Source organism: Dinghuibacter silviterrae (assembly GCF_004366355.1).
GTDB lineage: Bacteria > Bacteroidota > Bacteroidia > Chitinophagales > Chitinophagaceae > Dinghuibacter > Dinghuibacter silviterrae.
In genome coordinates this window covers 3,383,245-3,405,350 of sequence record NZ_SODV01000001.1, presented here as the reverse complement: position 1 = coordinate 3,405,350, position 22,106 = coordinate 3,383,245, and the positions used below count along the sequence as shown (strand labels likewise).

15 protein-coding genes are annotated in these 22,106 nt (G+C 53.7%); 9 read left to right on the top strand and 6 right to left on the bottom strand.

The genetic code is table 11. The features are described from left to right. Positions 1-4 precede the first annotated feature (4 nt). Complete coding sequence (locus tag EDB95_RS14730) at positions 5-865, bottom strand: nitrogen regulation protein NR(II) (protein WP_133994566.1); 861 nt, start codon at positions 863-865, stop codon at positions 5-7. Positions 866-1,959: 1,094 nt separating this feature from the next. Between EDB95_RS14730 and EDB95_RS14725 the strand changes: the two genes are divergently transcribed. After that, entirely contained in the window at positions 1,960-2,742 is a 783-nt protein-coding gene (locus EDB95_RS14725) for a sensor histidine kinase (RefSeq protein ID WP_162852612.1), read from the top strand. Positions 2,743-2,789: 47 nt separating this feature from the next. Beyond that, positions 2,790-3,551, top strand: a complete 762-nt coding sequence (locus EDB95_RS14720) for a LytR/AlgR family response regulator transcription factor (protein ID WP_133994564.1) — start codon at positions 2,790-2,792, stop codon at positions 3,549-3,551. 129 nt (positions 3,552-3,680) lie between these two features. Here the strand turns inward: EDB95_RS14720 and EDB95_RS14715 are convergent, their stop codons facing one another. Together EDB95_RS14715 and EDB95_RS14710 are read right to left on the bottom strand one after the other, a co-directional pair. After that, on the bottom strand, positions 3,681-5,672 hold the full coding sequence (locus EDB95_RS14715; protein WP_133994563.1) for an ATP-binding protein: 1,992 nt from the start codon (positions 5,670-5,672) through the stop codon (positions 3,681-3,683). Positions 5,673-5,678: 6 nt separating this feature from the next. Further along, positions 5,679-6,695 carry a hypothetical protein gene (locus EDB95_RS14710; RefSeq protein WP_133994562.1) on the bottom strand — a complete coding sequence of 339 codons (1,017 nt, stop codon included), beginning with the start codon at positions 6,693-6,695 and terminating at the stop codon, positions 5,679-5,681. Positions 6,696-6,972: 277 nt separating this feature from the next. Between EDB95_RS14710 and EDB95_RS14705 the strand changes: the two genes are divergently transcribed. Next, on the top strand, positions 6,973-7,818 hold the full coding sequence (locus tag EDB95_RS14705; protein WP_133994561.1) for a CPBP family intramembrane glutamic endopeptidase: 846 nt from the start codon (positions 6,973-6,975) through the stop codon (positions 7,816-7,818). A 321-nt stretch (positions 7,819-8,139) separates the two neighbouring features. On the opposite strand, the gene EDB95_RS14700 is transcribed toward EDB95_RS14705, so the two are convergent. Beyond that, positions 8,140-8,898 carry a hypothetical protein gene (locus EDB95_RS14700; protein ID WP_133994560.1) on the bottom strand — a complete coding sequence of 253 codons (759 nt, stop codon included), beginning with the start codon at positions 8,896-8,898 and terminating at the stop codon, positions 8,140-8,142. Between the two features lie 267 nt (positions 8,899-9,165). Next, positions 9,166-11,082, bottom strand: coding sequence for a hypothetical protein (locus EDB95_RS14695; RefSeq protein WP_133994559.1), 1,917 nt, complete (start codon positions 11,080-11,082; stop codon positions 9,166-9,168). Positions 11,083-11,250: 168 nt separating this feature from the next. Between EDB95_RS14695 and EDB95_RS14690 the strand changes: the two genes are divergently transcribed. The 6 genes from EDB95_RS14690 to EDB95_RS14665 are packed head-to-tail and all read left to right on the top strand — an operon-like array spanning position 11,251 to position 16,399. Beyond that, complete coding sequence (locus tag EDB95_RS14690; RefSeq protein WP_133994558.1) at positions 11,251-12,078, top strand: 2OG-Fe(II) oxygenase; 828 nt, start codon at positions 11,251-11,253, stop codon at positions 12,076-12,078. Next, on the top strand, positions 12,079-12,741 hold the full coding sequence (locus EDB95_RS14685) for an acyltransferase (RefSeq protein ID WP_133994557.1): 663 nt from the start codon (positions 12,079-12,081) through the stop codon (positions 12,739-12,741). It begins immediately after the preceding gene. After that, positions 12,713-13,636, top strand: coding sequence for a decaprenyl-phosphate phosphoribosyltransferase (locus tag EDB95_RS14680; protein ID WP_133994556.1), 924 nt, complete (start codon positions 12,713-12,715; stop codon positions 13,634-13,636). The genes EDB95_RS14685 and EDB95_RS14680 overlap by 29 nt, the downstream gene beginning before the upstream one ends. A 26-nt stretch (positions 13,637-13,662) precedes the next feature. Continuing rightward, positions 13,663-14,991 (top strand): FAD-binding oxidoreductase, encoded by a 1,329-nt coding sequence (locus EDB95_RS14675; protein ID WP_133994555.1) that lies wholly within the window; start codon positions 13,663-13,665, stop codon positions 14,989-14,991. 50 nt (positions 14,992-15,041) lie between these two features. Beyond that, the gene (locus tag EDB95_RS14670; RefSeq protein ID WP_133994554.1) at positions 15,042-15,767 is read left to right on the top strand and encodes an SDR family oxidoreductase; all 726 of its coding nucleotides are present in this window, start codon (positions 15,042-15,044) and stop codon (positions 15,765-15,767) included. After that, complete coding sequence (locus EDB95_RS14665) at positions 15,764-16,399, top strand: HAD family hydrolase (protein WP_133994553.1); 636 nt, start codon at positions 15,764-15,766, stop codon at positions 16,397-16,399. Before EDB95_RS14670 ends, EDB95_RS14665 begins: the two co-directional genes overlap by 4 nt. 68 nt (positions 16,400-16,467) lie before the next feature. Here the strand turns inward: EDB95_RS14665 and EDB95_RS14660 are convergent, their stop codons facing one another. Further along, positions 16,468-21,903 (bottom strand): PKD domain-containing protein, encoded by a 5,436-nt coding sequence (locus tag EDB95_RS14660; protein WP_133994552.1) that lies wholly within the window; start codon positions 21,901-21,903, stop codon positions 16,468-16,470. Positions 21,904-22,106: the final 203 nt, after the last annotated feature.

Below are 22,106 nucleotides of genomic sequence, written 5' to 3'. Positions count from 1 at the left end.
ATGGTCAGCCTCCTCCTGAGAACAGGGCCTCTTCCACCCGGCCAACGGCCCGGTTGAGCTGTCCCGCTTCTTCTTTGATCATCGTCACCAGGGCGGACAAAGACGGTCCGCCGTCCATCGCCAGGAGGTTTTCCATCATCACAGACATGCCCATCATATTCGATACGTGTGTCCTCAACTGGTTAGCAATCATATACCGGCTGCTGTCCATCACGCCGACCGACCGCTTCAGGGCGGTGATATCCAGCAGGCTGATCGACACGCATTCTTCGGGTCCGTACTGAAAAGGCAACACCTCGACGCGGTACCATTCCTCCTGTCCGTCGGGGTATACCCAACGGTCCTCGGAACAGGCCGGCTCCCCCTTAAAGCCCAGGGCGATCTTGCGGCAGAGATGGCCGCCAAAACCGTTGCGGAGGGTGTCGTGTAAGTTGGCCCCGATCACCGGGAGGACGCCGGTCCTCGCCTTGATCCACTGGATAGCTTCGCGGTTGAAAAAGCGCAGCTCTCCCGCGTCTCCCAGGCAAATATGCGGGGACGGGGTCGCGTCAAAAAGAAGCTTGCCCAGGGCCTGCAGGTTGCCCAACGGCTGGGCGTCGAGAAAATGATCGACCTTGTCTACGCCCACGGCATAAATCAGGGGGGAGCCCCCCGTCGTAGCGGGTGGCAAAAGACTCATCTTCCATTCCGTAAGCCGGCAGGTGCCGCTCGTATTGGTGAGCCTTAGAGAAGAAACCACCAGGTCACCGGGACTTTGGCGGCATGCTTTCAGTGTATCTTGCAAAAGGTCGCGTTCTTCGGGGTGTAAGGCGCTGGCGAAAGGATCGCGGGCCCGGGCACTCAACGGCCAGTTTGCTTCTCCCACAAAAGCCCGGATAAAGGATTTGCTAGTGTAAACACAATCTCCCGTGGGGTCAAAGTGCACCATCCAAAGGGAGTCTGGTTTTGAGGTAGGCGGATAAGAGTACATTCCCTGTCCTTTTAAAGGGGTTAAACAAATAGATCCGCAGAGCCTACCGTATAATTGTACCGGGAACAATTATACGTCTAACCAACCGGCGGAAAAGCCGCCAGGGTACGATAAATTGGTGCGAAGGTATACCCGATTATAAAGATATCGGATAGTAAACTTTGCATCGGCACGTAGTCGCACTACTACAATACCTCTGTACCAGGGTTGCTACCCGGCACCCATGTATTCTAGACAACGAGGGAATGTAACTTTTGCTGGGCCAAGTGGCCAGGGGTAACCAATCGGGTTTTCATACTATCGGATTTTGATATCTAATATAGTATATTTCCACGACTTATAAAATACCGTAAAATTCACATTGTAATTTCGTTAAAACACTATATTTGAATGGCAATCTTCTCCCTCCTTTTACGGAATGCCTCCCCGGAGGCCGAATCGCCTCAAAGCATTGAAAGTCTTGCCAGTCTTGTGTTACAGGAGAATTAACCAGGTGATTTACATACGTTTAACAACATACCCGTATGTTGGTATTGCTCGAACCAGCCTTTTAAGGTACCTTGCCCTTGCGTTTAAGATAGAAGTTCTGTAAAAGATATTCAGGTATAACTACGGTCAAAAGGGCCAACCTTGTGTATTACTTTTGTAGCCTTCGGTTGATTTCAATATCCTCTCCAAAGACTCCACCGTATTCCAATCATCCTTTACCATGACCCGAGCCGGTCGGGCGGAAAAGCCGGTATGTTTTCTTTAGAGCAAGTCATATGATTCAAAAATATTGCTTGCTTACGTTGCGCCTCTGTCACAGTATATGGAATGTGGTGTCTCCCCGGACACTGCAATCCAAGGGGTCATTCTGTAAGCATACTCATTTTTGGAAAACTGTCAAATCAAGGGTCGGAAGGCGAGAAGTATTATCAAAAACCGTGCCGATTCTGAATTTTTCAGCACTAAATTTCAGCCTACCCTTCGAGGGTAAGCACTTGGATATGTGGCTAGTTACAGGAACCCAGTTTTGGGTGATATGGAATGGGGTGCTGATCGTTACGGCGATCATCGCCATAGCGGCGGCCCTGATTATGAGAAAGGAGTTCGACAGGAAAAAGGAAAAGGTCGCGTACAACAACCGGCTGCTGGAGTTGGAAGCCAAAGCCCTCACCAGCCAGATGAACCCACACTTCATCTACAACTCCCTCAGCACGGTACAACACCTGATCGTGTTGAACGAGCAGCAGAAGGCCTTCGATTACATCTCGGACTTCTCGCTCCTGATGCGGCAGATGTTGAACAACAGCAGAAAGTCCTATGTGGCGCTGGAGGACGAGATCGACTTTCTGACAAGGTACCTGGAACTGGAGCGGTTCCGCTTCAGCAACTCCTTCGAGTACGAGTTCCAGGTGGAGGATGCCATCAAGGTCCACAGCCATTGCATCGCCCCCATGCTGATCCAGCCGATCCTGGAAAACGCGATCAAACACGGCATGGCGCCGAAGAAGGAAAAGGGGATGTTGAAAATTGCTTTTTCCTTCCACAAAGACATCCTCGAATGTGTGGTCGACGACAACGGAGCCGGATGGAAAAAGACAAGGAGCGCGACCAGCGCGCTCAAACACGAGTCCACCGCGCTCAACATCATCCGGGAGCGCCTCAATGTGATCAAATCCTATGACGACAACCCCGGGAAACTGGAGATCATCGACAAAGCGGCCAACGGGTACAACGACACCGGCACTCTTGTGAAAATATTTATACCGATCATCAACTCATTATAGTTGTTAACCTTAACCTTACCATTCAAAAAAACCTTAAAAGTCCGTTTATGAAGAAAATTAGAGCTGCAATAGTAGATGACGAGCAGGCCAACCTACACATCCTGCGCAACATCCTACAGACCCAATGCGAAGGGGTCGAGGTGATCTGGGAGGCTGACAACCTTGAGGACGCCAAAAACAACATCCGGGAAAATGAAATCGACGTCCTCTTCATGGACATCGAGATGCCCCCCAACAACTCTTTCCAGTTGCTGGAAGCCATTGCCCAGCCCAACTTCGAGGTGATCTTCGTGACGGCTTACCAGGAATATGCCCTCCGCGCCCTGAAAATGGCCGCCCTGGACTACATCCTCAAACCCATCAAAGGCTCCGACATCGTCAACGTGATCGAAAAGATCCGCAAAAACAAAAAGAACAAGCTCGGCGAACTGACCGGCATCATCAAACACTACGTCAACGGCATCCCCGAGAACTTCTCCAAGATCGTCGTCCACGTGCAAGACGGCTACGAAGTCATCGACATCAACAACATTATTTACATCGAGGCCCTGGACAGCTACACCAAGCTCCGCCTGGTCGGCAACGTCTCCTACGTCGCCAGCCGCTCCCTCAAGGAATACGAAGAAATCCTTTCCGAGAAAGGCTTCTACCGGGTCCACAAGTCCTACCTCGTCAACCTCCGCCACATGATGAAGATCATCAAGGGTGTCGCCCCCTCCGTCGTCATGACCAACGGCGCGTGCATCCCGGTCTCCACCCGCAAGAAGGACGTGTTCTTTACGGAGTTGAAGGAAGTCATTTATTTCTAAAACACTTTTGCGTATAAGTCATCTACTACTCTGCTCTGATGTTAACCTATTTGCCGCACCTGTAATTACCTTTGAGACAACCGGGGCAACCCTGCGGGGGGGCCACTATATTCGCTGCCGGCGGGCGCTCTATTTGGGCGCCCGCTTTTTTATTTCCGGGTGATCTGCTTTCTCGATTTTTTCCAGCAATAGCTGCGCAATCAATTTCGCATGTTCTTTCAGCTCATGGGGCTGCTTCTCCAATTCTTCCGGTTCATATAGGTATCGGATGGCCAGATAAAGAGGCCTCCATATATCTTTAAAGGGAACTGTTTTACCTACCACCAGGACAACGGTTTCCTCCGCCATTTTAAGAATGAAATTGTAAAAGCCCAACGAGATAAACCGTCCCATGGCCTCCCGGACAACAAAAATCGAAAAAACACGATCCCATTTCCCCAATATGTCCATTTCATGACAAGCCATTTGAATTTCGAGGCAACGCCGCAACATTCTCAATTGACGTTCATAATCCATTTCCATGTGACCATCGCACACGCCCATCACTCTATCGCTGAATATCAATTCTTCCATGGTATACAGCCAAAGAAGCCTAATCTGATTGACTTCTTTATCCATTCGCAAATTTTCGAAAGTTATGGCTAAAGCATTTTTTAAAGTGAGCTCGAATAGCAAATCAAACCTCCTTCCTACCATGTCTGAAACCTTCAAAAAAAGCCGTACACTTTCTTCAAGGTTTCCCTTTTTAAATTCTATTTTGGCGCTCGCATACAGTTCATCATCACTCATCTCCACTTCATGTCGCATTTCTTTTTCAATAGTCTTCAGCTTCAACCTGCTGCTGAGCGGGAGCGTTTGCAAAGACGTATATACGCCAGCGTATAGCCTGATCTGTTCCTCGCTGATGTCGGTCTTTTTTACCTTTTCGACAAAAGACTCAATCCGCATTTGCAACTCCTCCGTGCTTGACCAACTCTCCAAAAATCTCACCAGCCAGATGATCTTCATCTTATCATCCTTTCGGCCATAGCGCATCAGATACCAAATATTCCAGAAACGTTCTTTTATCAGGTACGTCTTGTTTTTGGTAGCCGTATCGTTTTTGATAACAAGCTCTTGCCGTTCAAGGTTGTTCAACTGGGCAGACAATGTCTTGCTGGCTATCCTGGTTTTTTGCGCCAGTTCCTTTACAGAAATCGGCTCCCAGTGCCTCGCCACCGCATCCATGATCTTTTGCAGTTGTACCGGCAAGTCATCCATCCTATGTTTATACAAAGGGGTAGCCAGGTCCATAATCCTATACAGGTCATCCATAGCTCCCTCATGCTGGTGATCTAAAAATATTCCAAACATGATGGCAATGGTCCTCGGCACGCCTCCTGTCAAAACCCTGAGCGTTTCCACACGGCCCGGCGACTCATCGATTATCTGCTTGATTTTGTCCTTTTCTGACTTCAGCTCCGCTAACTTTTCTATCAAATGCAAGGTCTCCTCCTTCGTCAATCCCTCCAGTCTTATAATCTTGAAAAACTCGTAAAAAGGCATTTGATATTCCAGTAACCCCCCGATATGGATCGCCCCTCCTATCACCCTGATCTCGCTCGCCGTTTGCAAAATTTCCCGAAAGCGATACACGTCTTTAAGCTCAAGCTTCATGAACAAATCGCCGAGGTTGTCCATCAGTAAAACCAGTTTCTTCCCGCACTTGTTCAGCATCGATTTCAGCATATCAAAGGCGCGCTCCTCAAAATCGTCCGCGTATTGCCATTGTCGAATTTGATCCGATAATCCTTCGAATCCGTTAAAATCTTCCAAATAACCGGCTATATATTCCCAGACATTCGCGAGTTCGCTTAACTGATATTGCTCTTCTGGAAATGATACGGGGATCAGCCAACGATTCAACGTCTTTGATTCTTCTATACCATATTTTATTCGTTGCAGTAGCGTCGTCTTACCCATCCCTCTCTGACCGATGATGATAAAATGTTGCTCTGGATACGCCATGGAAGAACCCTCCAGGTCATCAAGCACCTCCCGGTAAATGTTCTGCCGGACCACAAACTCCGCAATGCTTTCCTCTCTGCTTTTTTGATCGGGATTATAAAGAAAGAAGCCCATACGTACTTATTTGCAGATAAATTTTTGCCACCACATCCTCACCAACGGGGAATTGAACCGGTAAATCCTTTTGTCCCCGATGTTATTGATATAGCCATCATACACCAATACGTCTATTATTTTCCTAAACTCAATATTAAACTTAACAGACACATCCAACAGCTCAATAAAATGCACGGTACCTGATTCCGCAATGGTGTTCAGTACCTCCAGGGCATACCCCAGATCCGCTCCTTTAAACTGGGTCTTTAGCCGGCTATAGTAGTGTGCAAAGTGGTTGTCATTGCGAACAGCAATGGCATTGCCGAAGGCAAGATCTACATCTGCAATGTTTATGGTCGTGGCTCCTTCAAGACTGAGCAGCTCCTGGACGAGCAGTTGTATATGAAAGGGAATCAACCATTCCAATTTTTCCAAAAGGTGATCACTGGCGGCCGGCGCAATGGATCCCCCCTTCTCTTTCAACAGTTCCACCAGGAGAAAACCGGCGTCTGCCCTGCTCAAAGGGCCTATTTCCAACGTGCTGAGGTCATTGATGAAGGCGGTCGAGTCGATGGTGGATACGGTGTGGTTAAGCCCTATGGAACCCGTATATATAAAGCGTACCCTGCTTACAATGTCGGGGCTTAACCTCAACGTCCGGTTGGATTGCAAGAATTGTATGGCCGCTTCGGCCCCCTTTGAGCGTACTATGTTCTGAATGGTTTGAGGGAATTCGTCGATCAGCAATATCAACTTTCGATCCTTTTCCATGGGAATACCGGCGAGAAGATGCGTCAGGTCATCATAATAAGAAACCTCATGTTCTCCGTCGTTAAAATCAATCCCCTGCCCTGCTATTTTTATGCCTTTTATTTTCCTGGCCATACCACCGGCCGCTTTCAGAAACCGAACGGTTAGCGTTTCCATTCCTTCGAGCTTTAGGATTTCCTTCAACAGCTTCTTGTAAAAATCCTGTTCCGAGTAAACGCTTTCCGTATCCACATAGACATAGCGGTATCCCTGCACCAGATTATCGAGCATGTAAAACAAAATAGAGGTTTTCCCCACACGCCTTGGCGCAGCGATTTGAATATTGTTATCGTTATTAATACTGTCGAGGATTTTACGAACCTCCCGGTCTCGTCTAAAGAAATTCTCCCCTCTGGCTGGTGTGCCCACGATATTCCGCATGACTATAGAAATATTGTCAAAATTAATGACTATAAACTCATAGTCAAATTTTTTGACTATAAAATTGTAGTCATTTTCAACAAGTTGATAATCACTTATATTGTGCCCTAAACCTACCTAATGCAAGATGACTGCAAAAAAAATCCTGGACTTCCCGCTCAGAAAGATCCTTATCGGGCTTATCGTCATCGTTGGCGTGATCCAGCTCGGGCAAAGATTGATCGACCAAAAACTGGTCAGGGCCATCGTGGTGGTCATCCTGACGCTCGCCGCCTATATCCTACTTTTCAGGTTTTATGAGAAAAGGAAAATCACGGAGTTGTCCCCTAACGGGATGTATCTGGTGGTGGGCATCCTACTCGGCGCCCTGCTGCAAACCCTGACTATAGGGGTTATTTATTTGAATCATGACTTCACCGTCATCTCCATCAATCCCATCGCGGCTGTCCTTCCCGGGTTGATCATGGCTTTTACGGCGGCCATCATCGAGGAGGTCCTGATCAGGGGTGTTTTGTTCAGGATCATGGAAGAAAAGCTGGGCAGCCTTCTGGCCCTGGGTATTTCTGCGTTGATTTTTGGCCTGCTTCACCTGGCCAACCCGAATAGCTCATTGATCACGGCGATGGGGATCGCCATCGAGGCGGGGCTGCTTTTAGGGGTGGCTTACATGTATTCACGGAATTTATGGTTTCCTATTGCCATCCATTTTGCGTGGAACTTTACGCAGTCGGGGATTTTTGGCGCGAGCACGTCGGGGGTGGCGATTTCCGACAGCCTTTTGACTTCGAAGATACAGGGGGCGACGTGGGTTACCGGGGGGGCATTCGGGCCTGAGGGGTCTGTGCAGGCGCCGGTCTTTTGTTTGGTGGCTACGGGGGTTTTGATGGTGTTGTGTTATAGGCAGGGGAAAATTGTGCCGCCGTTTTGGAAAAAACAGGGCGCGACCCAATTTGGCGACCGCGGCGCTATATAAAAATGATTGGCGACAAAGCGATGCCTGTCATAGCAGACAGGATGGATATTGAAGTGGTGACGTATCCTTTGTGCATATCATTTTGTATCTTAGAAGGGAATGCAATCCTAAATTGTCTTTGAAAGTCACAGTTACTTATCTTTCACTATATCGCATACTGCTATATGAAAATGCTTTTGTTTCTATCGTGGTTGTATTGGTTTGCTTGATGGCGACACGGAAGCCATCTACGTAATTAAAGATTTCTCCGAACACGAAATATATCTTCCAACTATCCCCTCTCCTTTGCAAAGGCCGTTCAGCCGAAATGCCGGGTAGGCGCTATGCCTTTGATTTGTTGATAGTTTTAATGATACTAATTACGTGGATGGTTCCAACTGCACACGCTTCGGCGAATGGACGGCCTACGTTTAATTTGTGGGTCGTCGCGTTGGCCAGGTCTATTGTCTTCTTCATCGCAGTGATCTGGGCATCGGCGAAATTCCGTAGCTCTTCGTTGCCTGATCCCTTTAATTCAGTATGTATATATGCATTCAGCCGGTTTTTGAATTTGCCAGCGGACATATCGGCGGACGGGTCTTCGTGAGCGTGCCGACTTGGATCGTAAACGATATCGGCCAAGTTCTGCAATATTGTTCGGGCGGTATTACCTATGTTTTGGAAGTCTAAGTGGTCGGTACTTTGCCGCAGCATTACTAATAGCTTTTCCTGACTTTGGTTGATTTCATCCCAAGGGGTAAAAACAGGTTGGATGGTGGCATCGACAAGGGTAAATTTGTCGTAGTCTGGCAGGATCTCAATCTCCGAGAATTCATAATTGGATACCCTATTAAAGTCATTACGTAGAGTCTTCGCCATAGAAGGTATGATTGTATACAATTTGACATAGACGTCGGGGTGTACATGAAGTGTAATCTTAAACTCTCTGGCGGATTGGATTACACCGGGGTTCCAGACATTGTCAAAAGAGATGACTGAATAGGTCAAAAGCTCTGTATAGGCGTTATTTCGAGTTGCTTCGTGTATGGTCTTCACCATAGCTGCTATCTTCTGTAGAGACTTATTTATTTCGTCAGCCATAGATTTGAGATATTTTGGGGCAACAAATCTACGAAAAAAGGGCGGCTGCATCGTTGGGATGCGGCCGCCGGTTTATAGCCAATAACGTAGGTTGAGGACAAAACGTCGTGCCTATTTTTTTGAGAGACCGGGAGTGACCATCTTCTTAATTGTTCGATAATTTCTCACGAGGGCGGAAGATGAGATTCGAGCGCTTGGGGATGAGCAGACGATAGCCTCATCAATTTCACTTTCTTACGCTTCGAGGGTTTGGGGCTTAAAATCGTCCTATTTTTTCCTATACACCTCCACCACCCCATTGGTCGGTCGCCGCGGTGCCAGGAACGAGTCTACGAGTACATAATGAACCTTTAAGGAATCCCTCACCCGGAACGGGTAAAAGTTATTCAACCCCGGCACGTATTCAAACAGGACGAGGTCATACCCCCCGCGGGCGATCCGCGCACACACGGTATCCGCCTCGCGGTTGAACATGCACACCCCGAGGTGGTACCAAAGCGGCTCCATCGGCCCCTTGTCTTCGGTAAAGTTGAGCTCCCGCGCGAGCGGCGTGAGCTCGCTCATATTGAGCACATGCGGGCGCACCCCGGCCGGCAGGGTGCGGGTCATCGGCGCCATGCCGGGCCCCGGGGCCCAGGGGTCGGAGGCGGAGGGGTTGGCGGAGCCGCCATGGGGCATCATGCCGCCACCGTTGATGCCCTTGTCTGTGGGCGAAGCTGCGTCTGGGACGGCTTTGGCGCCCGCGGTCGTCGCGGCGCCTGTGGTAGTGGCGCCCATGGGGTTGGCCCCCATCATCCCATCCCCCACCGGTATCGGCCCGCCGGTAAACTCCGGCATCTTCCTTAACCGCTGAATCCCAGCCACCGTCGACGGTGGCATATATATCCGCTTGAACGCCGGCATATCCGGTACCTGCTCCCAGGTACTCTCATCCTCGTAGTGCGTGGTGTCGAGGTTGATCATATACGTATGCTCGTTGATCACGTTCTCCCCGGTAGGCGAAACGGTCGCCATCGCAGGCCCGGGAAAAATCCGGGAGGAAATGCGGTCGATGTACTTCCAGTAGGACCCTGACCACCAAAGAAGGACTCCGGCAAGCAACCAGGCCAGGCGGCCGGGGCTGTCAGGCGCCCAGGCGGTCAAAAAGGTCACCCCATCGAGCACATAGGCGATCGCAAAGGCGTGGAAAAAGATATTATTATCGGGCGGGGTATAGCTCGTCACCTGAAAGACTGCTGCAGCCCCGAGGATTCCCACGGTAACCAACAAGAAACTAACCTCCCTCCGGTTGCTCCAGAAGGCCTTCCAGCCCAACCGGCGCCCCTTGGCAAGGACGATGAGCAGGACAAGCAACAGGTAGAATTTGATCCATTGAGACGCCTCCAGGAACTCCTGGATCATATCGCGGGGGGACAGCCGCGCGGTATGGGGCGGTTGGCCATGGTTGAACCAGTAGCCGAAGGTATAGCGGGTAAAGGGCAGGATCACCACGAGCGCGATCAACACATAAAGGCCAAAAAACAAAAGGGCGTTGTTCCACCGGCGGGTCGCCAGACCGTCGTGTACGACGAGGGCGGCCGCGATGGCGAACATGAGGAAGCCGCCGTCTTGTTTGGTGAAGAACGAGAGGAAGAGGAAGAAGGCGGCGCCGAGCAGGTAAAGGAAGCGGCGCCCGGAGGCGTCGGGATGCGGCGCGGGGGCGGAAGCCGGCGGCGCGGCGCCTGCGGCCAGGGCACCAGCAGCCGGCGCGAGCGCCCCCAGCAGCAGGTTGATCCCCACAATCCCATACAAGATGTCCGTATTATTATACCAAGGCCAGAAATTCACGAGTATATAGGACAAGCAAAGCACGAGCACAGAAGCCACGCGCACCCCAAACGGCACATCGAGCCGCCGCAGCAAAGAACGGAACGACAATCCCGCGATAATATTGAGCACCACCTGCGCCTTTATAAGCGATAACATACTGGGCCCGAACAACTTAAAGAAGACCGCGGGCAGCAGCCAGTACCCCACCCCCATGGGCACCCCAAAGTCCCGGTAGGGCACCTCCCCGAGGTACAAACGATAGGCCCCCTCCCAGGAAAGGAAGATATTGACCCGGTAAGGGAAGTGTAACGCCAAGGGAATCAATGAGAAAGCAATGATCAGGAAGGCGTCGGAACGTCGGGAAACAGAGGTCATGGGGAGCTTTTTTACGAGACAGCAAGATAACGATCATCGTTTAACCCCGAAAATCCAACGGACGTTAAATAAAACAACCGCTTTACGGGAATCCCAAAAATGGCGCAGGTTGAATATCTAATTTCGAAGCTGTAAAGTTTTGTTTACCGCTTAAACCCCATATTGGAGATGAACTTCATCAACGCCAGCCTCGGTGACCTCAAGGCTTTTGGAACCGCGCATGCGGAGGAATATAAAACGGCGGATCCTTTCCCGAACATTTATTTTGACAACTTTTTTAACCCCGAGGTGTTGTACGCGGTGTTGGAGGAGTTCCCGGATATGTCGAAGAAGCCGGACCTGCAGTTTAACGACCCGAATCAGGTGAAGCTGGCGAGCAAGGGGGAGGGACGGTTTGGAGAGCGGACAAAGCTGTTTATGCACTACCTGAATTCGCAGCCTTTCCTGGAATTTCTGACAGAACTGACGGGGATCGAAAACCTGATCCCGGATCCGTTTTATGACGGCGGGGGGTGTCACCAGATCCAGCCGGGCGGGATGCTGAAGCTGCACGCGGACTTTAACAAACACCCGAAAACAAAGCTGGACCGGCGGATAAACGTGTTGGTGTACCTGAACGAAAACTGGGATGAGTCGTACGGGGGGCATTTCGAGTTGTGGGACCGGGAAATGAAGGGGTGCCGCAAAAAGATTCTGCCTTTGTTCAACCGGATGGCGATGTTTTCCACGACGAGCGATTCTTACCATGGGCACCCGAACCCGCTGACGTGTCCCCCGGACCGGTCGCGGAAGTCGCTGGCCTTATATTACTATACCAACGGGCGTCCGGCGGAAGAAGCGAGCGTGAGCGAAACGGACCACAATACGCTTTTCGTATACCGGAACGAGGATAAAAAAGCAAGGGCCATAACGAGCCTGAAAGAAACGGCGAAGCTTTGGATACCGCCAATTTTGCTGGGCGGACGGCACAAAGAGCACAAAGAGAAACTTTCCTAAATGGGCCTCGTCGATAAAATACAAAACGACCCGAAGACCAAACGCTTCGTGCTGCGTTTGTTGATGCCGGAGGGTTCCGCGAGGCCGCGTTGGTGGGTGCGGAATCTGCTCAATCCCTTTATGCGCGAAACGGGCAAGGGGTCGAAGATACGGCGGAGGACCCGCCTGGACCTGATGCCCTTCCGGACATTCCGCCTGGGGGCGGACAGCATCATCGAGGATTTTACGTGTATCAACAACGGCATGGGCGAGATCGTCATCGGGTCCCGCTGTATGATCGGGATCGGCAGCGTGCTGACGGGACCGGTCGTGATCGGGAACAATGTGATCATGGCCCAGCACGTGGGGGTTTCGGGGTTGAACCATGGGTATGTCGATGTCAACACCCCCATCAGGGACCAGAAGTGCGATACCGCGACCGTATACATCGGGGACGACACCTGGATCGGCACGAATGCGGTGATCACCGCGGGTGTAAAGATCGGGAAACACTGTATCGTGGCGGGTGGCAGCGTGGTGACGAAGGACGTCCCGGATTTCACCATGGTGGGCGGCAACCCGGCCCGCGTACTGAAACAATACAATCCAACTACGGCCGAGTGGGAGAAACCCGCCGCCGTTATAAAGAATGAGCATGCTTACCTCCAGTCAAACCATCGCTAGACCCGCCCTCCTACCCTATATCCGGCTGATGCGCCTGCACCACTGGGTAAAGAACGCCTTTCTTTTCCTGCCGATGTTTTTCGCGGGGGAAATGTTCCATCTGGACCTGCTTCTGCATACGTTTTTGGGGTTCCTGGCCTTTGGGCTGGTGGCCAGCAGCATCTATATCCTGAATGACTTTATGGACCGGGAGGCCGACCGGCAACACCCGGTGAAGTGCAAACGGCCGCTTGCCTCGGGGGAAGTGCCCGCGGGTCTGGGCCTGGCCCTGGGCGCTGTCTGCCTGGTGGGGGGTGTGCTGATCGCGCTGAACATCAAAGAAAAGTTCCTGTTTGTACTGATGATCTATTTCTTCATGAACCTGGGATATTCCCTGGGGTTGAAGAACATTTCCATTCTTGACGTGTTCATACTCGCGCTGGGGTTTGTTTTACGTATAAAGGCCGGGGGGGTGATCACGCACATCGCCATTTCGCAATGGCTGATGATCATGATCTTCCTCCTGGCCATCTTTATGGCGGTGGCCAAACGGCGGGACGACATCCTGATCAAGCTGTCTTCCGGCAAGGACATGCGCAAATCGATCAAAGGATACAACCTGGAGTTCATGAACGTCACCATGTCGCTGATCGCGGCGATCATCATCGTGGCGTACCTGATGTACACGATCTCCCCCGAGGTGATGGCGCAGTGGAAAACCTACCGGCTCTATTATACGACGATGTTTGTGATCGCGGGGCTGTTGCGGTATCTTCAGATCACCTTCGTGGAAAATAATACGGGGTCGCCGACAAAACTGCTGCTGAAGGACCGGTTTCTGCAAGTGACGCTGCTGTTGTGGTGCGCGAGTTTTTATACGATCATCTACCTGCCGGACCTGAGCCTCTTTAAATGAGGCTGGCCGGTAAACCGAAAACGGCAATGAAGAAAAGCATAGCAAACTGGGGCAACTACCCCATCATGGAAAGCGAGGAAGGTACATTCCGCACGATCGGGGAGCTCAAAAGCCTTCTCGATACGGATCGCGCCGTCATCGCCCGGGGCAACGGCCGTTGCTACGGGGACGCCTCGCTGTCGGACGTCACGGTGTGTACCCTGAAGTATGACAAGATCACGGATTTCGATACAACGACGGGGATCATCACCTGTCAGTCGGGGGTGACTCTGGACCAGCTCCTGGAGGTCATCGTACCGAAGGGGTGGTTCCTCCCGGTGACACCCGGGACGAAATTCGTCACGATCGGGGGCATGGTGGCCTCCGACGTACATGGCAAGAACCACCACGTAGACGGCGCTTTTTCCCGGCACATCCTGGAGCTGGACCTGCTGACGAGCACGGGAGAGATCGTGACCTGCAGCCGGACCCACCTCCCGGACCTGTTGGAAGCCACCTGCGGCGGGATGGGGCTGACGGGCGTAATCCTAAGCGTGCGCTTCCAGTTGAAGGCCATCGAAACCTCGTATATCAGCCAGCACCGCATAAAGGCGGACAACCTCGAAGAACTTCTTGAACTGTTTGAAAAATACAAGGACGTTACGTATTCGGTCGCGTGGATTGATTGTTTGAAAAAAGGAAAAGGCTTTGGGCGGAGCATCCTGCTGATGGGCGAGCACGCGAAACGCGCGGAACTGAAGAGCGGTGCGGACCCGCTACAACTCCCCCCGAAGAAAAGTATCCCCTTCCCCATCACGCTCCCGAGCTGGGTGCTGAACAATTTTACCGTAAAGGCCTTTAATTTCCTTTACTATCATAAGGCCTTCCGCAAGGAAGCCCGTTCGGTGATCCCGTACGAGCCCTTCTTTTATCCCCTGGACGCGATCCTGCACTGGAACCGGGGATATGGCAAAAAAGGGTTCGTACAATACCAGTTCGTCGTACCCATCGCCCAAAAGGCGGGTCTGATCGACATCCTGAAGCGCATCAGCGACAAGGGCTGGGGATCGTTCCTGGCGGTGTTGAAAGTATTCGGGGCACAGGACACCGGTATTTCTTTCCCCATGGAAGGCTACACGCTGGCCCTGGACTTCCCGGTCCGGGACGGGTTATTCCCGTTCCTGGAGGAGCTGGACCAGGTGGTGTTGCAATACGGCGGCCGCATCTACCTCTCCAAGGACGCGCGGATGTCCGCGCGGACCTACCGGAGTGGCTATGAAAGTGCTGCCGGCGAATTCGAACAACGAGTACATAAATATAACCCGGAACAAAAATTCAGATCGGTTCAATCGGCCCGGCTCGCGATCACGCGGTAACGCGCGGCGCGCCGTGCCGATGGCGCGGCCTGGCCCCAAAAAACGGAATTATGCCCACAGCACTCATCTTAGGCGCCGGCTCGGACATGGCAGTAGCCATTGCCCGCCGGCTGGCAGAACGGAAATACGACCTTGTCCTGGCGGGCAGGGATATGGAATTGCTCGGCACGCTGCAAAAGGACTTGCAGATCCGCAACGGCGTGCAAGTCACGACGGCCACGTTCGACGCGCGCAACTATGACAGCCACCCGGCGTTCTACGCGGCGAATAAAGCGGACCTATGCGTCTGCGCCTTCGGCTACTTAGGCGACCAGGACAAGGGCATGACCGACTGGACAGAAGCGGAGCGCATCCTGGCAACGAACTATACCGGGGCGGTATCCATCCTGAACGTCGTGGCGGAAGACTACATAAAGCGCCAAACGGGAACGATCATCGGCATCAGCTCCGTAGCCGGTGACCGGGGACGGGGCAGCAATTACCTGTATGGCAGCGCCAAGGCAGGTTTCACCGCCTACCTGTCTGGCCTGAGAAACCGTGCCTTTAAAACCGGTGTGACGGTGATCACGGTCAAACCGGGCTTTGCCGCCACGCGCATGACGGCCCACCTGACCCTGCCACCCGCCCTGACCGCCAGCCCGGAACAGGTAGCGGCGGCCGTGATCAAGGGGATCGACGGAAAAAAGAACACGGTGTATGTAAAGGGTCTCTGGAAATGGATCATGCTGGCGATCCGGATGATCCCCGAAAACGTTTTTAAGAAAATGAACCTATGACGAACCACGATATGGTCACCGCTTACTCCCATAGCGCCATTGCCTTTTTCGACTTCGACGGCACGATCACCACAAAGGATACGCTGGCGGAGCTGTTGAAGTTCAAGGTGGGGCGTGTCAAATACTATATAGGATTGGTCTTTCTTTCCCCGGTCCTGGTACTGTACAAGCTGGGGCTTTTATCCAACCATAACGCCAAGGAGATCATGCTGGGCTACTTTCTGAAGGGGGAGCCGGCGGCGGAATTCAACGCGCTGTGCAGGGAGTTTGCGGAGACGCGGTTGCCCGCGCTCTTCCGTAAGGGGGCGTTGTCGGAGATCCGGCGGCACCTTCAAAACAACACCCAGGTCGTCATCGTCACGGCGTCCCCGGAGAACTGGGTCCAGCCTTGGTGCCAGCAGTTCAACCTGGAATGCATCGCCACGAAATTGAAGGTGCGCAACGGGCGGATGACGGGCAAGATCGCCGGCCAGAACTGTGCCGGGGAAGAGAAAGTCAAGCTCATCCTGAAACGCTATAACCTTTCTTACTATACAAAAATATACGCGTACGGAGACACACCCGGCGACCTGCCGATGTTGTCGCTGGCGACCGATAGTTATTATAAGCCATTTAAGGAACGGGCGTACTGACTGAAACAAGAAAAGAGGGCCGACTTTTGTCGAGCCCTCTTCTATATCTGTGGTTGCCTTAACTGGAACTAGTGTTTGACAAACTTCAAGGTCGTCTTGCCACTGAGCGTTACCACCTGGAGGAAATACATGCCCGGGGTGAGGTTGCTCACGTTCAACTGTTCCGACGCCGTGGTCTGCCCATCGAGTAAGACGCCATCCGAAAGAACCAGGTTGCCGCTCGTGTTGTATACCTGTAGCGCCACCTGGCCGGCGATCTTCGCGTTGAGCCGGATGTTGAGGTTATTGTGTACCGGGTTGGGCCAGATACCGATCCCCGAAATCGTCTGGGCGGTACTCGCGGCGGATACGTGGACCGTTATAGTGGCCGTCCCCGTTTGTCCCTGATCGGTCGTGACGGTGAGTTGGAAGAGGTAGGTTCCTACGGCCAAACCCGTGACACTGATCGACGAACCGCTGGCAGTCCCCTGTATGACCGTAGTGGGACCGGCGATCTCCGTCCAGTCATAAGCGGTAATCGTACCGGAACCGGTCACATAAGATTGCGAGCCGTCGAGCGTCAGCAGGCTGTCGGGTAAGGTAACCAGGGTATCGGCAGTGATGACGGCCACGGGAGCGGACACACCCGGTTGAACCGTGATCAGCGCGCTGTCACGCGCGGTTTTGCCATTGTTGTCGGTGACCGTCAGGACGACCGTATAGGTGCCCGTGACCAGGCTGTCCAGGCTTGCCTGTGCCGAGGTTTGCCCGGTCAGGAGGTATTGACGTGGGCCTGAAGTTACCTGCCAGTTGTAGGAGACGATCTGCCCGGTGCCGCCGGTTTCGGTAGAACCCGATCCATTCAGGATTACCGAATTGACGGGGAGGGTAATGGTGATATTGCCGCCGGCGTTGGCCACCGGTGTACCTAAAACGGCCGCGTTGACCACCAGGTGGATGGTGGTGGATGCGGTCCTGCCTTGTCCGTCCATGACCGTCAGCTGAAATACATACGTACCCGCAACCAGGCCGCTGACCGCCGTCGTGGCGGTGGCCGGCGTGGCCAGCGTTGCCGTGGATGGACCGGATACCTGCGTCCAGGCATAGCCTGTAATACTGGTGCCGGCGGGTGCGTATGACGTCGAACCATCCAGGACAAAACTGGAAATGGGAAGGGTTTGTACAGTGTCTGTATTGGAAATAACCGCTACAGGGTTCAGTACCGCCGCGTGAACGGTCACTATCATCGTATCGCTGGCGGTTTTGCCGTTATTGTCGGTCACGGTAAGCACGACATCATAGGTCCCCGCGGACAAACCGCGCAAGGTCGTCGCCACGCTGGTCGCGCTGCTAAACGATGACCCGGTGGGCCCGCTGGCGACGCTCCATTGATAACCCGTGATGTTTCCGTTGCCATTCTCGCTGGAACCGGAGCCGTTTAAACTCACCGAATCTAGGGGCAGGGTGATCGCCTGGTCACTACCCGCATTGGCCACCGGTGTACCCAGGGGGGCCGGGTTGACCGTAATCGTGACCGTATCGGAAGACGTCTTGCCGTTGTTGTCCTTGACGGTCAGGGATACCTTATAGGTCCCCGCTACCAGACTGCCGAGCGTTGCCTGGACGGCCGTGCCGTTGGTCAGTACATAGCCGGTTGGTCCGCTGACCAAAGTCCATTGATAGGAGGAAATGCTTCCCGTACCGGATTCGCTGGAACCGGAACCGTTCAGGGTGACCGAGTTGGTGGGCAGGGTGATCGTTTGATTGCCGCCGGCGTTGGCGACCGGTCCGCCCGTGCCCGCGGCCACGTGGATGGTGATCGTTGCCGAAGCGGGTTGTCCCTGCAGGTCCGACACGGTGAGCTGGAAGACATAGGTACCCGCTACCAGGCCCGTAATGGTCGTCGCCGACGCGGTGGACGATGTAATCGTTGCCGTGCTGGGGCCGGACACCTGGGTCCATTGATAGGCGGATATAAGCGAATTGACGACGTAAGAGTGGCTGCCGTCCAGGGTCAGTGCCGTGGGCAGCGTGATGGAGGTATCGGCCGTGAGGATGACCGACACCGGTATCTGGTTGTAGGGAAGAACGGTGATCACGGCGGTATCCGAAGCGGATACGCCCTTGCTGTCCGTGACCGTCAGGGACACTTTGTACGTCCCGGCTGTTTTCATATTAGACAACGCCACAAGCGGACTCGTCGCACCCGCCAGCACATAACCGGTAGGACCGCTGATGACCTTCCATTGGTAAGACGACAGGGTCGCGCCGCCCCGGGCATAGCTGCCCGTGCCGTTGAGGGTCAGCGAATCGGTGGGCAGGTACAGGGTGTCGTTCCCCCCTGCATAGGCTACCGGGCCGGTACCCGCGGTGGAAGCGGGGTTGACGATGACCGTGGCGGTATCTACGGCGTCCACGCCGGAGGTATCCATGACGGTCAGCAGTATTTTGTAGGTGCCGACACCCAGGTTCGACAGGAGGGGCGTGGGCGTGGCGCCGTTAGACAGCTCCGGTTTCCCGGGTCCGCTCATGAGCGTCCACGAATACATGATAATGGGCGCGGTAGCGTCGGTCGATCCCGAACCGTTCAGGGTCACCGTATCGACGGGAAGTGTTATGGTATAATTACCGCCCGCCCTTGCGACGGGTGCTCCGTTTCCCGGGGGAAGGTTTGTACAGTTGGTCGTATAATGGACGGCCGCGGGTACGGCAAGGGTGGCCGGGGCGCCGCCGACGGTCGTATTGCTACAGATCACGTTCGCGTAGGAGTACGTGGCGTAGCTGTTGTAGACCCGGATGTTGACGTCCGAATTGGTCCCCAGGGTATTGTTGTTGATGATAAAGTTCGTGCTGTCCGCGGGCGTGGTCGGGCGTGTATCCACCATGATGCTGGCGGACTGGGGAGACCCACCCTCCAGGTGACCGCTAAGGCTGATGGTATTGTGATCGATCCGCTCAAGTCCCGCCCCCAGGGAGAAGATCCCCATGGTGAACGTATTGCTGATCAGGTTGTTGTGGACGTGGGCGGTGGTGTACCCCCCGAGGCTGATCCCGTTCCCCTGCTGGCTGTTGAGCTGTTGCCCGGAATTGCTGATGTGGTTGTCATAGATCTCGTTGTCCCCGGTCTGGGCGCAGGACAACTGGATACCCGAGCGGCCGGTGCTGTCTATGTAATTATTATATATAGAGAAGTTCGAGAGGCGAAGCGGTTTGGGCAGGGGATTGGGCACCGTGCCGTTACAGGTCACGATGCGGGTCCCGTTGGGATCGGTGGTGCCGAGGTACATCCCTTCATCATACATACCCACAATCCGGTTGTCGTGTATGGAGATATGATCGATGATCCAATTGGGATAGTTGAGTGAGTCGATACAGCCCTGGTCCTGTTTGACCCAGATGCCGTAATCCATGTTATGCATGCTGAAGTGGTCGATCTCCACATTGGCCGAGCGTCCGTAGACGTCGATACCGGCGCTGGTCCTGGACGCATTTTCCAGGAGGAAGCCGTAGGTCGTCCCGGCGCTGCCGGTACCCGTCATGTGGACAAAGCGGCAGTTGCCGCAATTGAAACGGACCGTAGCATGGACCTGGCCGCCGCTGTTGATGATGGTCACGGGACAGGTCGCCGTTCCATAAAGGTCGGTAAAGTCGATCCAGGTATAGGGCGTGCCGGTATTCGGTATGACCAGCGTGTCGCCGGGCTGGTAGGCCAGGTTCTCGCCCTGAAGCGTGATCCCGCCGTCCCCGGCCTGGGTGAGGAGGATGCGTTTGCCGCTGCAGGTGGAAGAGCCGGCGGCCACGGTATCGACCGTCACCGTGACGGTGTCCACGCCTGTGATGCCGGCGCCGTCGGTGACGGTCAGGGACACCTTATACACACCGGCCACCAGCCCCTTGAGGGTCGTCACCGAGCTGGTCGCGGCGCTCAGGGATGAGCCGGCGGGCCCGCTCAGCACCGCCCATTGGTAACCCGTGATGGTCCCCCCGGCGGGTGGTGTGGAGGGCGTCCCGTTCAGGACGGTGGTATCCGTTGGCAAATTGACGGTGACGGAGCCGTTGGTCACCGCCGCCACGGGTGGCGTATTGGACGGGGCCGGGTTGTTGACGATGACGGTATCGTACCCCGTCGCGGTGGCCCCGAGGTTATCTTTAAGGGTTAGCGAAAATATATACGTCCCGCTCACAAGCGCCGAGACGGTCGCGACGGAGGTCGTGTTGTTGACGAGTAAGGGTGTGGCGGGCCCGCTGACCATGGCCCAGGTATAAGAAGATATCGTGGCGCCCGCGTCCGTTGACGAAGCCCCGTTCAGGGTCGTACTGTTCGCGGGTAAGGTAAGCGTGGTGCTGGTGGGCGTGATCACCGGTACCGGCGGGTTGTGGGTACTCGGGTTTACCGTCACGGTCACCGTATCGTAGCCGACGCCGCCCAGGTTGCCTGTTACGGTGAGCAGCACCTTATAGGTGCCGGCCGCCAGGTTGGTCAGCTCCGTCTGCACCGTGTAAGGACTCCTAAGCGTATAGCCGGTTGGCCCGCTCAGGACGGACCATTGATAAGAAGATATAGTCCCTCCGCTGGGAGGGGTGGAAGCCGAAGCGTTCAATAAAGTAGAATCCAGGGGTAAGGTGATGGTCACATTGCCCGACACCGTCTTGGCCACGGGTGAAGGCGGCGTGGATGAGGTCACGTTGGGTCCCCAGGGGATGGTATTCCCCCGTTGCCAAAGCAGGAACCACTGGTACATATTGATCCCGGTGGTATGCCCGCCCCTACCCGTCCAGGTGGGGTCATAGCCCTGGAACCAGGAAGAGTGTCCAACATTATACAACCAGGTGGAGTCCGGCGTAGGATTGGGGTTGTGCAGCCAGACGGAGTCTACATACGCTACGTTGGGCGGATAAAAACCGTTGGGGTCCGCCGTTCCGCATATATCCCAGAAAGGCAGGTAGTTGGTCGCCACGTTCTTCATGGCCGCCGCCTCGGTGGAGGTAATGGAAGCCGCGGACATCACAGAAACGGCAGCAATCTTGCCGCAGAAATGGGGATCGTCCGTAATACAGGTCAGGGCGCCGTTGCCGCCCGCCGATAAACCGGTAATGTATATACGCGTCGTGTCCACCCTGTACTTGGCAAGGATGCCCGGCAGGATGAACTGGATCTGCTGGTATTGATAAGACCAACTGGGTGATTGTGGAGAAACGACGATAAACTTGTAGGTTTTACCATCCTTGGGGTTGACGGCCTGGGGAACCCAACCCGTCGATATTCTATAAGGTATGCCCCCCTGATCGGAGAGCATGGTGGTGATATCGGTGCCTGCCTGGCCGACGCCATGCAGAAAAAGGATCAACGGGTAAGTCGTGGTGCTGCTGCTGTCGTAATCACTCGGAAGAGAAAGCAATGCCTGGGTCGTCGCCCAGGGACTCGATGGCAGCGTGATCACCTGCTGCCCCCCCACAATGGTCTGTGATCGCGCCGCATGCCAAAGACAAAGCGCGGCGATCAATGAACAGTACAGTTGTTTCATAGAATGGATTTTGGATTTCGCCTAGAGGTCACAGTCATCAGATTCTTTAAATGGTTTTCCTGTCCCCGGGTTATGACAAATATTATGCCATCATCCGGAATAATCAATCGTATTTAAACTTAATTTAATGGGGTAATTCTACGAACAACTGTTGATGCATAGGGGTGGGAAACTACGGCGCATCGTGTATAAGGCGTATGTTT

Coding starts and splice junctions, on each gene's coding strand:
- EDB95_RS14725 (WP_162852612.1), top strand. CDS start 1,960: ATGTGGCTAGTTACAGGAACCCAGTTTTGGGTGATATGGAATGGGGTG.
- EDB95_RS14720 (WP_133994564.1), top strand. CDS start 2,790: ATGAAGAAAATTAGAGCTGCAATAGTAGATGACGAGCAGGCCAACCTA.
- EDB95_RS14715 (WP_133994563.1), bottom strand. CDS start 5,672: ATGGGCTTCTTTCTTTATAATCCCGATCAAAAAAGCAGAGAGGAAAGC.
- EDB95_RS14710 (WP_133994562.1), bottom strand. CDS start 6,695: ATGCTCGATAATCTGGTGCAGGGATACCGCTATGTCTATGTGGATACG.
- EDB95_RS14705 (WP_133994561.1), top strand. CDS start 6,973: ATGACTGCAAAAAAAATCCTGGACTTCCCGCTCAGAAAGATCCTTATC.
- EDB95_RS14700 (WP_133994560.1), bottom strand. CDS start 8,898: ATGGCTGACGAAATAAATAAGTCTCTACAGAAGATAGCAGCTATGGTG.
- EDB95_RS14695 (WP_133994559.1), bottom strand. CDS start 11,082: ATGACCTCTGTTTCCCGACGTTCCGACGCCTTCCTGATCATTGCTTTC.
- EDB95_RS14690 (WP_133994558.1), top strand. CDS start 11,251: ATGAACTTCATCAACGCCAGCCTCGGTGACCTCAAGGCTTTTGGAACC.
- EDB95_RS14685 (WP_133994557.1), top strand. CDS start 12,079: ATGGGCCTCGTCGATAAAATACAAAACGACCCGAAGACCAAACGCTTC.
- EDB95_RS14680 (WP_133994556.1), top strand. CDS start 12,713: ATGCTTACCTCCAGTCAAACCATCGCTAGACCCGCCCTCCTACCCTAT.
- EDB95_RS14675 (WP_133994555.1), top strand. CDS start 13,663: ATGAAGAAAAGCATAGCAAACTGGGGCAACTACCCCATCATGGAAAGC.
- EDB95_RS14670 (WP_133994554.1), top strand. CDS start 15,042: ATGCCCACAGCACTCATCTTAGGCGCCGGCTCGGACATGGCAGTAGCC.
- EDB95_RS14665 (WP_133994553.1), top strand. CDS start 15,764: ATGACGAACCACGATATGGTCACCGCTTACTCCCATAGCGCCATTGCC.
- EDB95_RS14660 (WP_133994552.1), bottom strand. CDS start 21,903: ATGAAACAACTGTACTGTTCATTGATCGCCGCGCTTTGTCTTTGGCAT.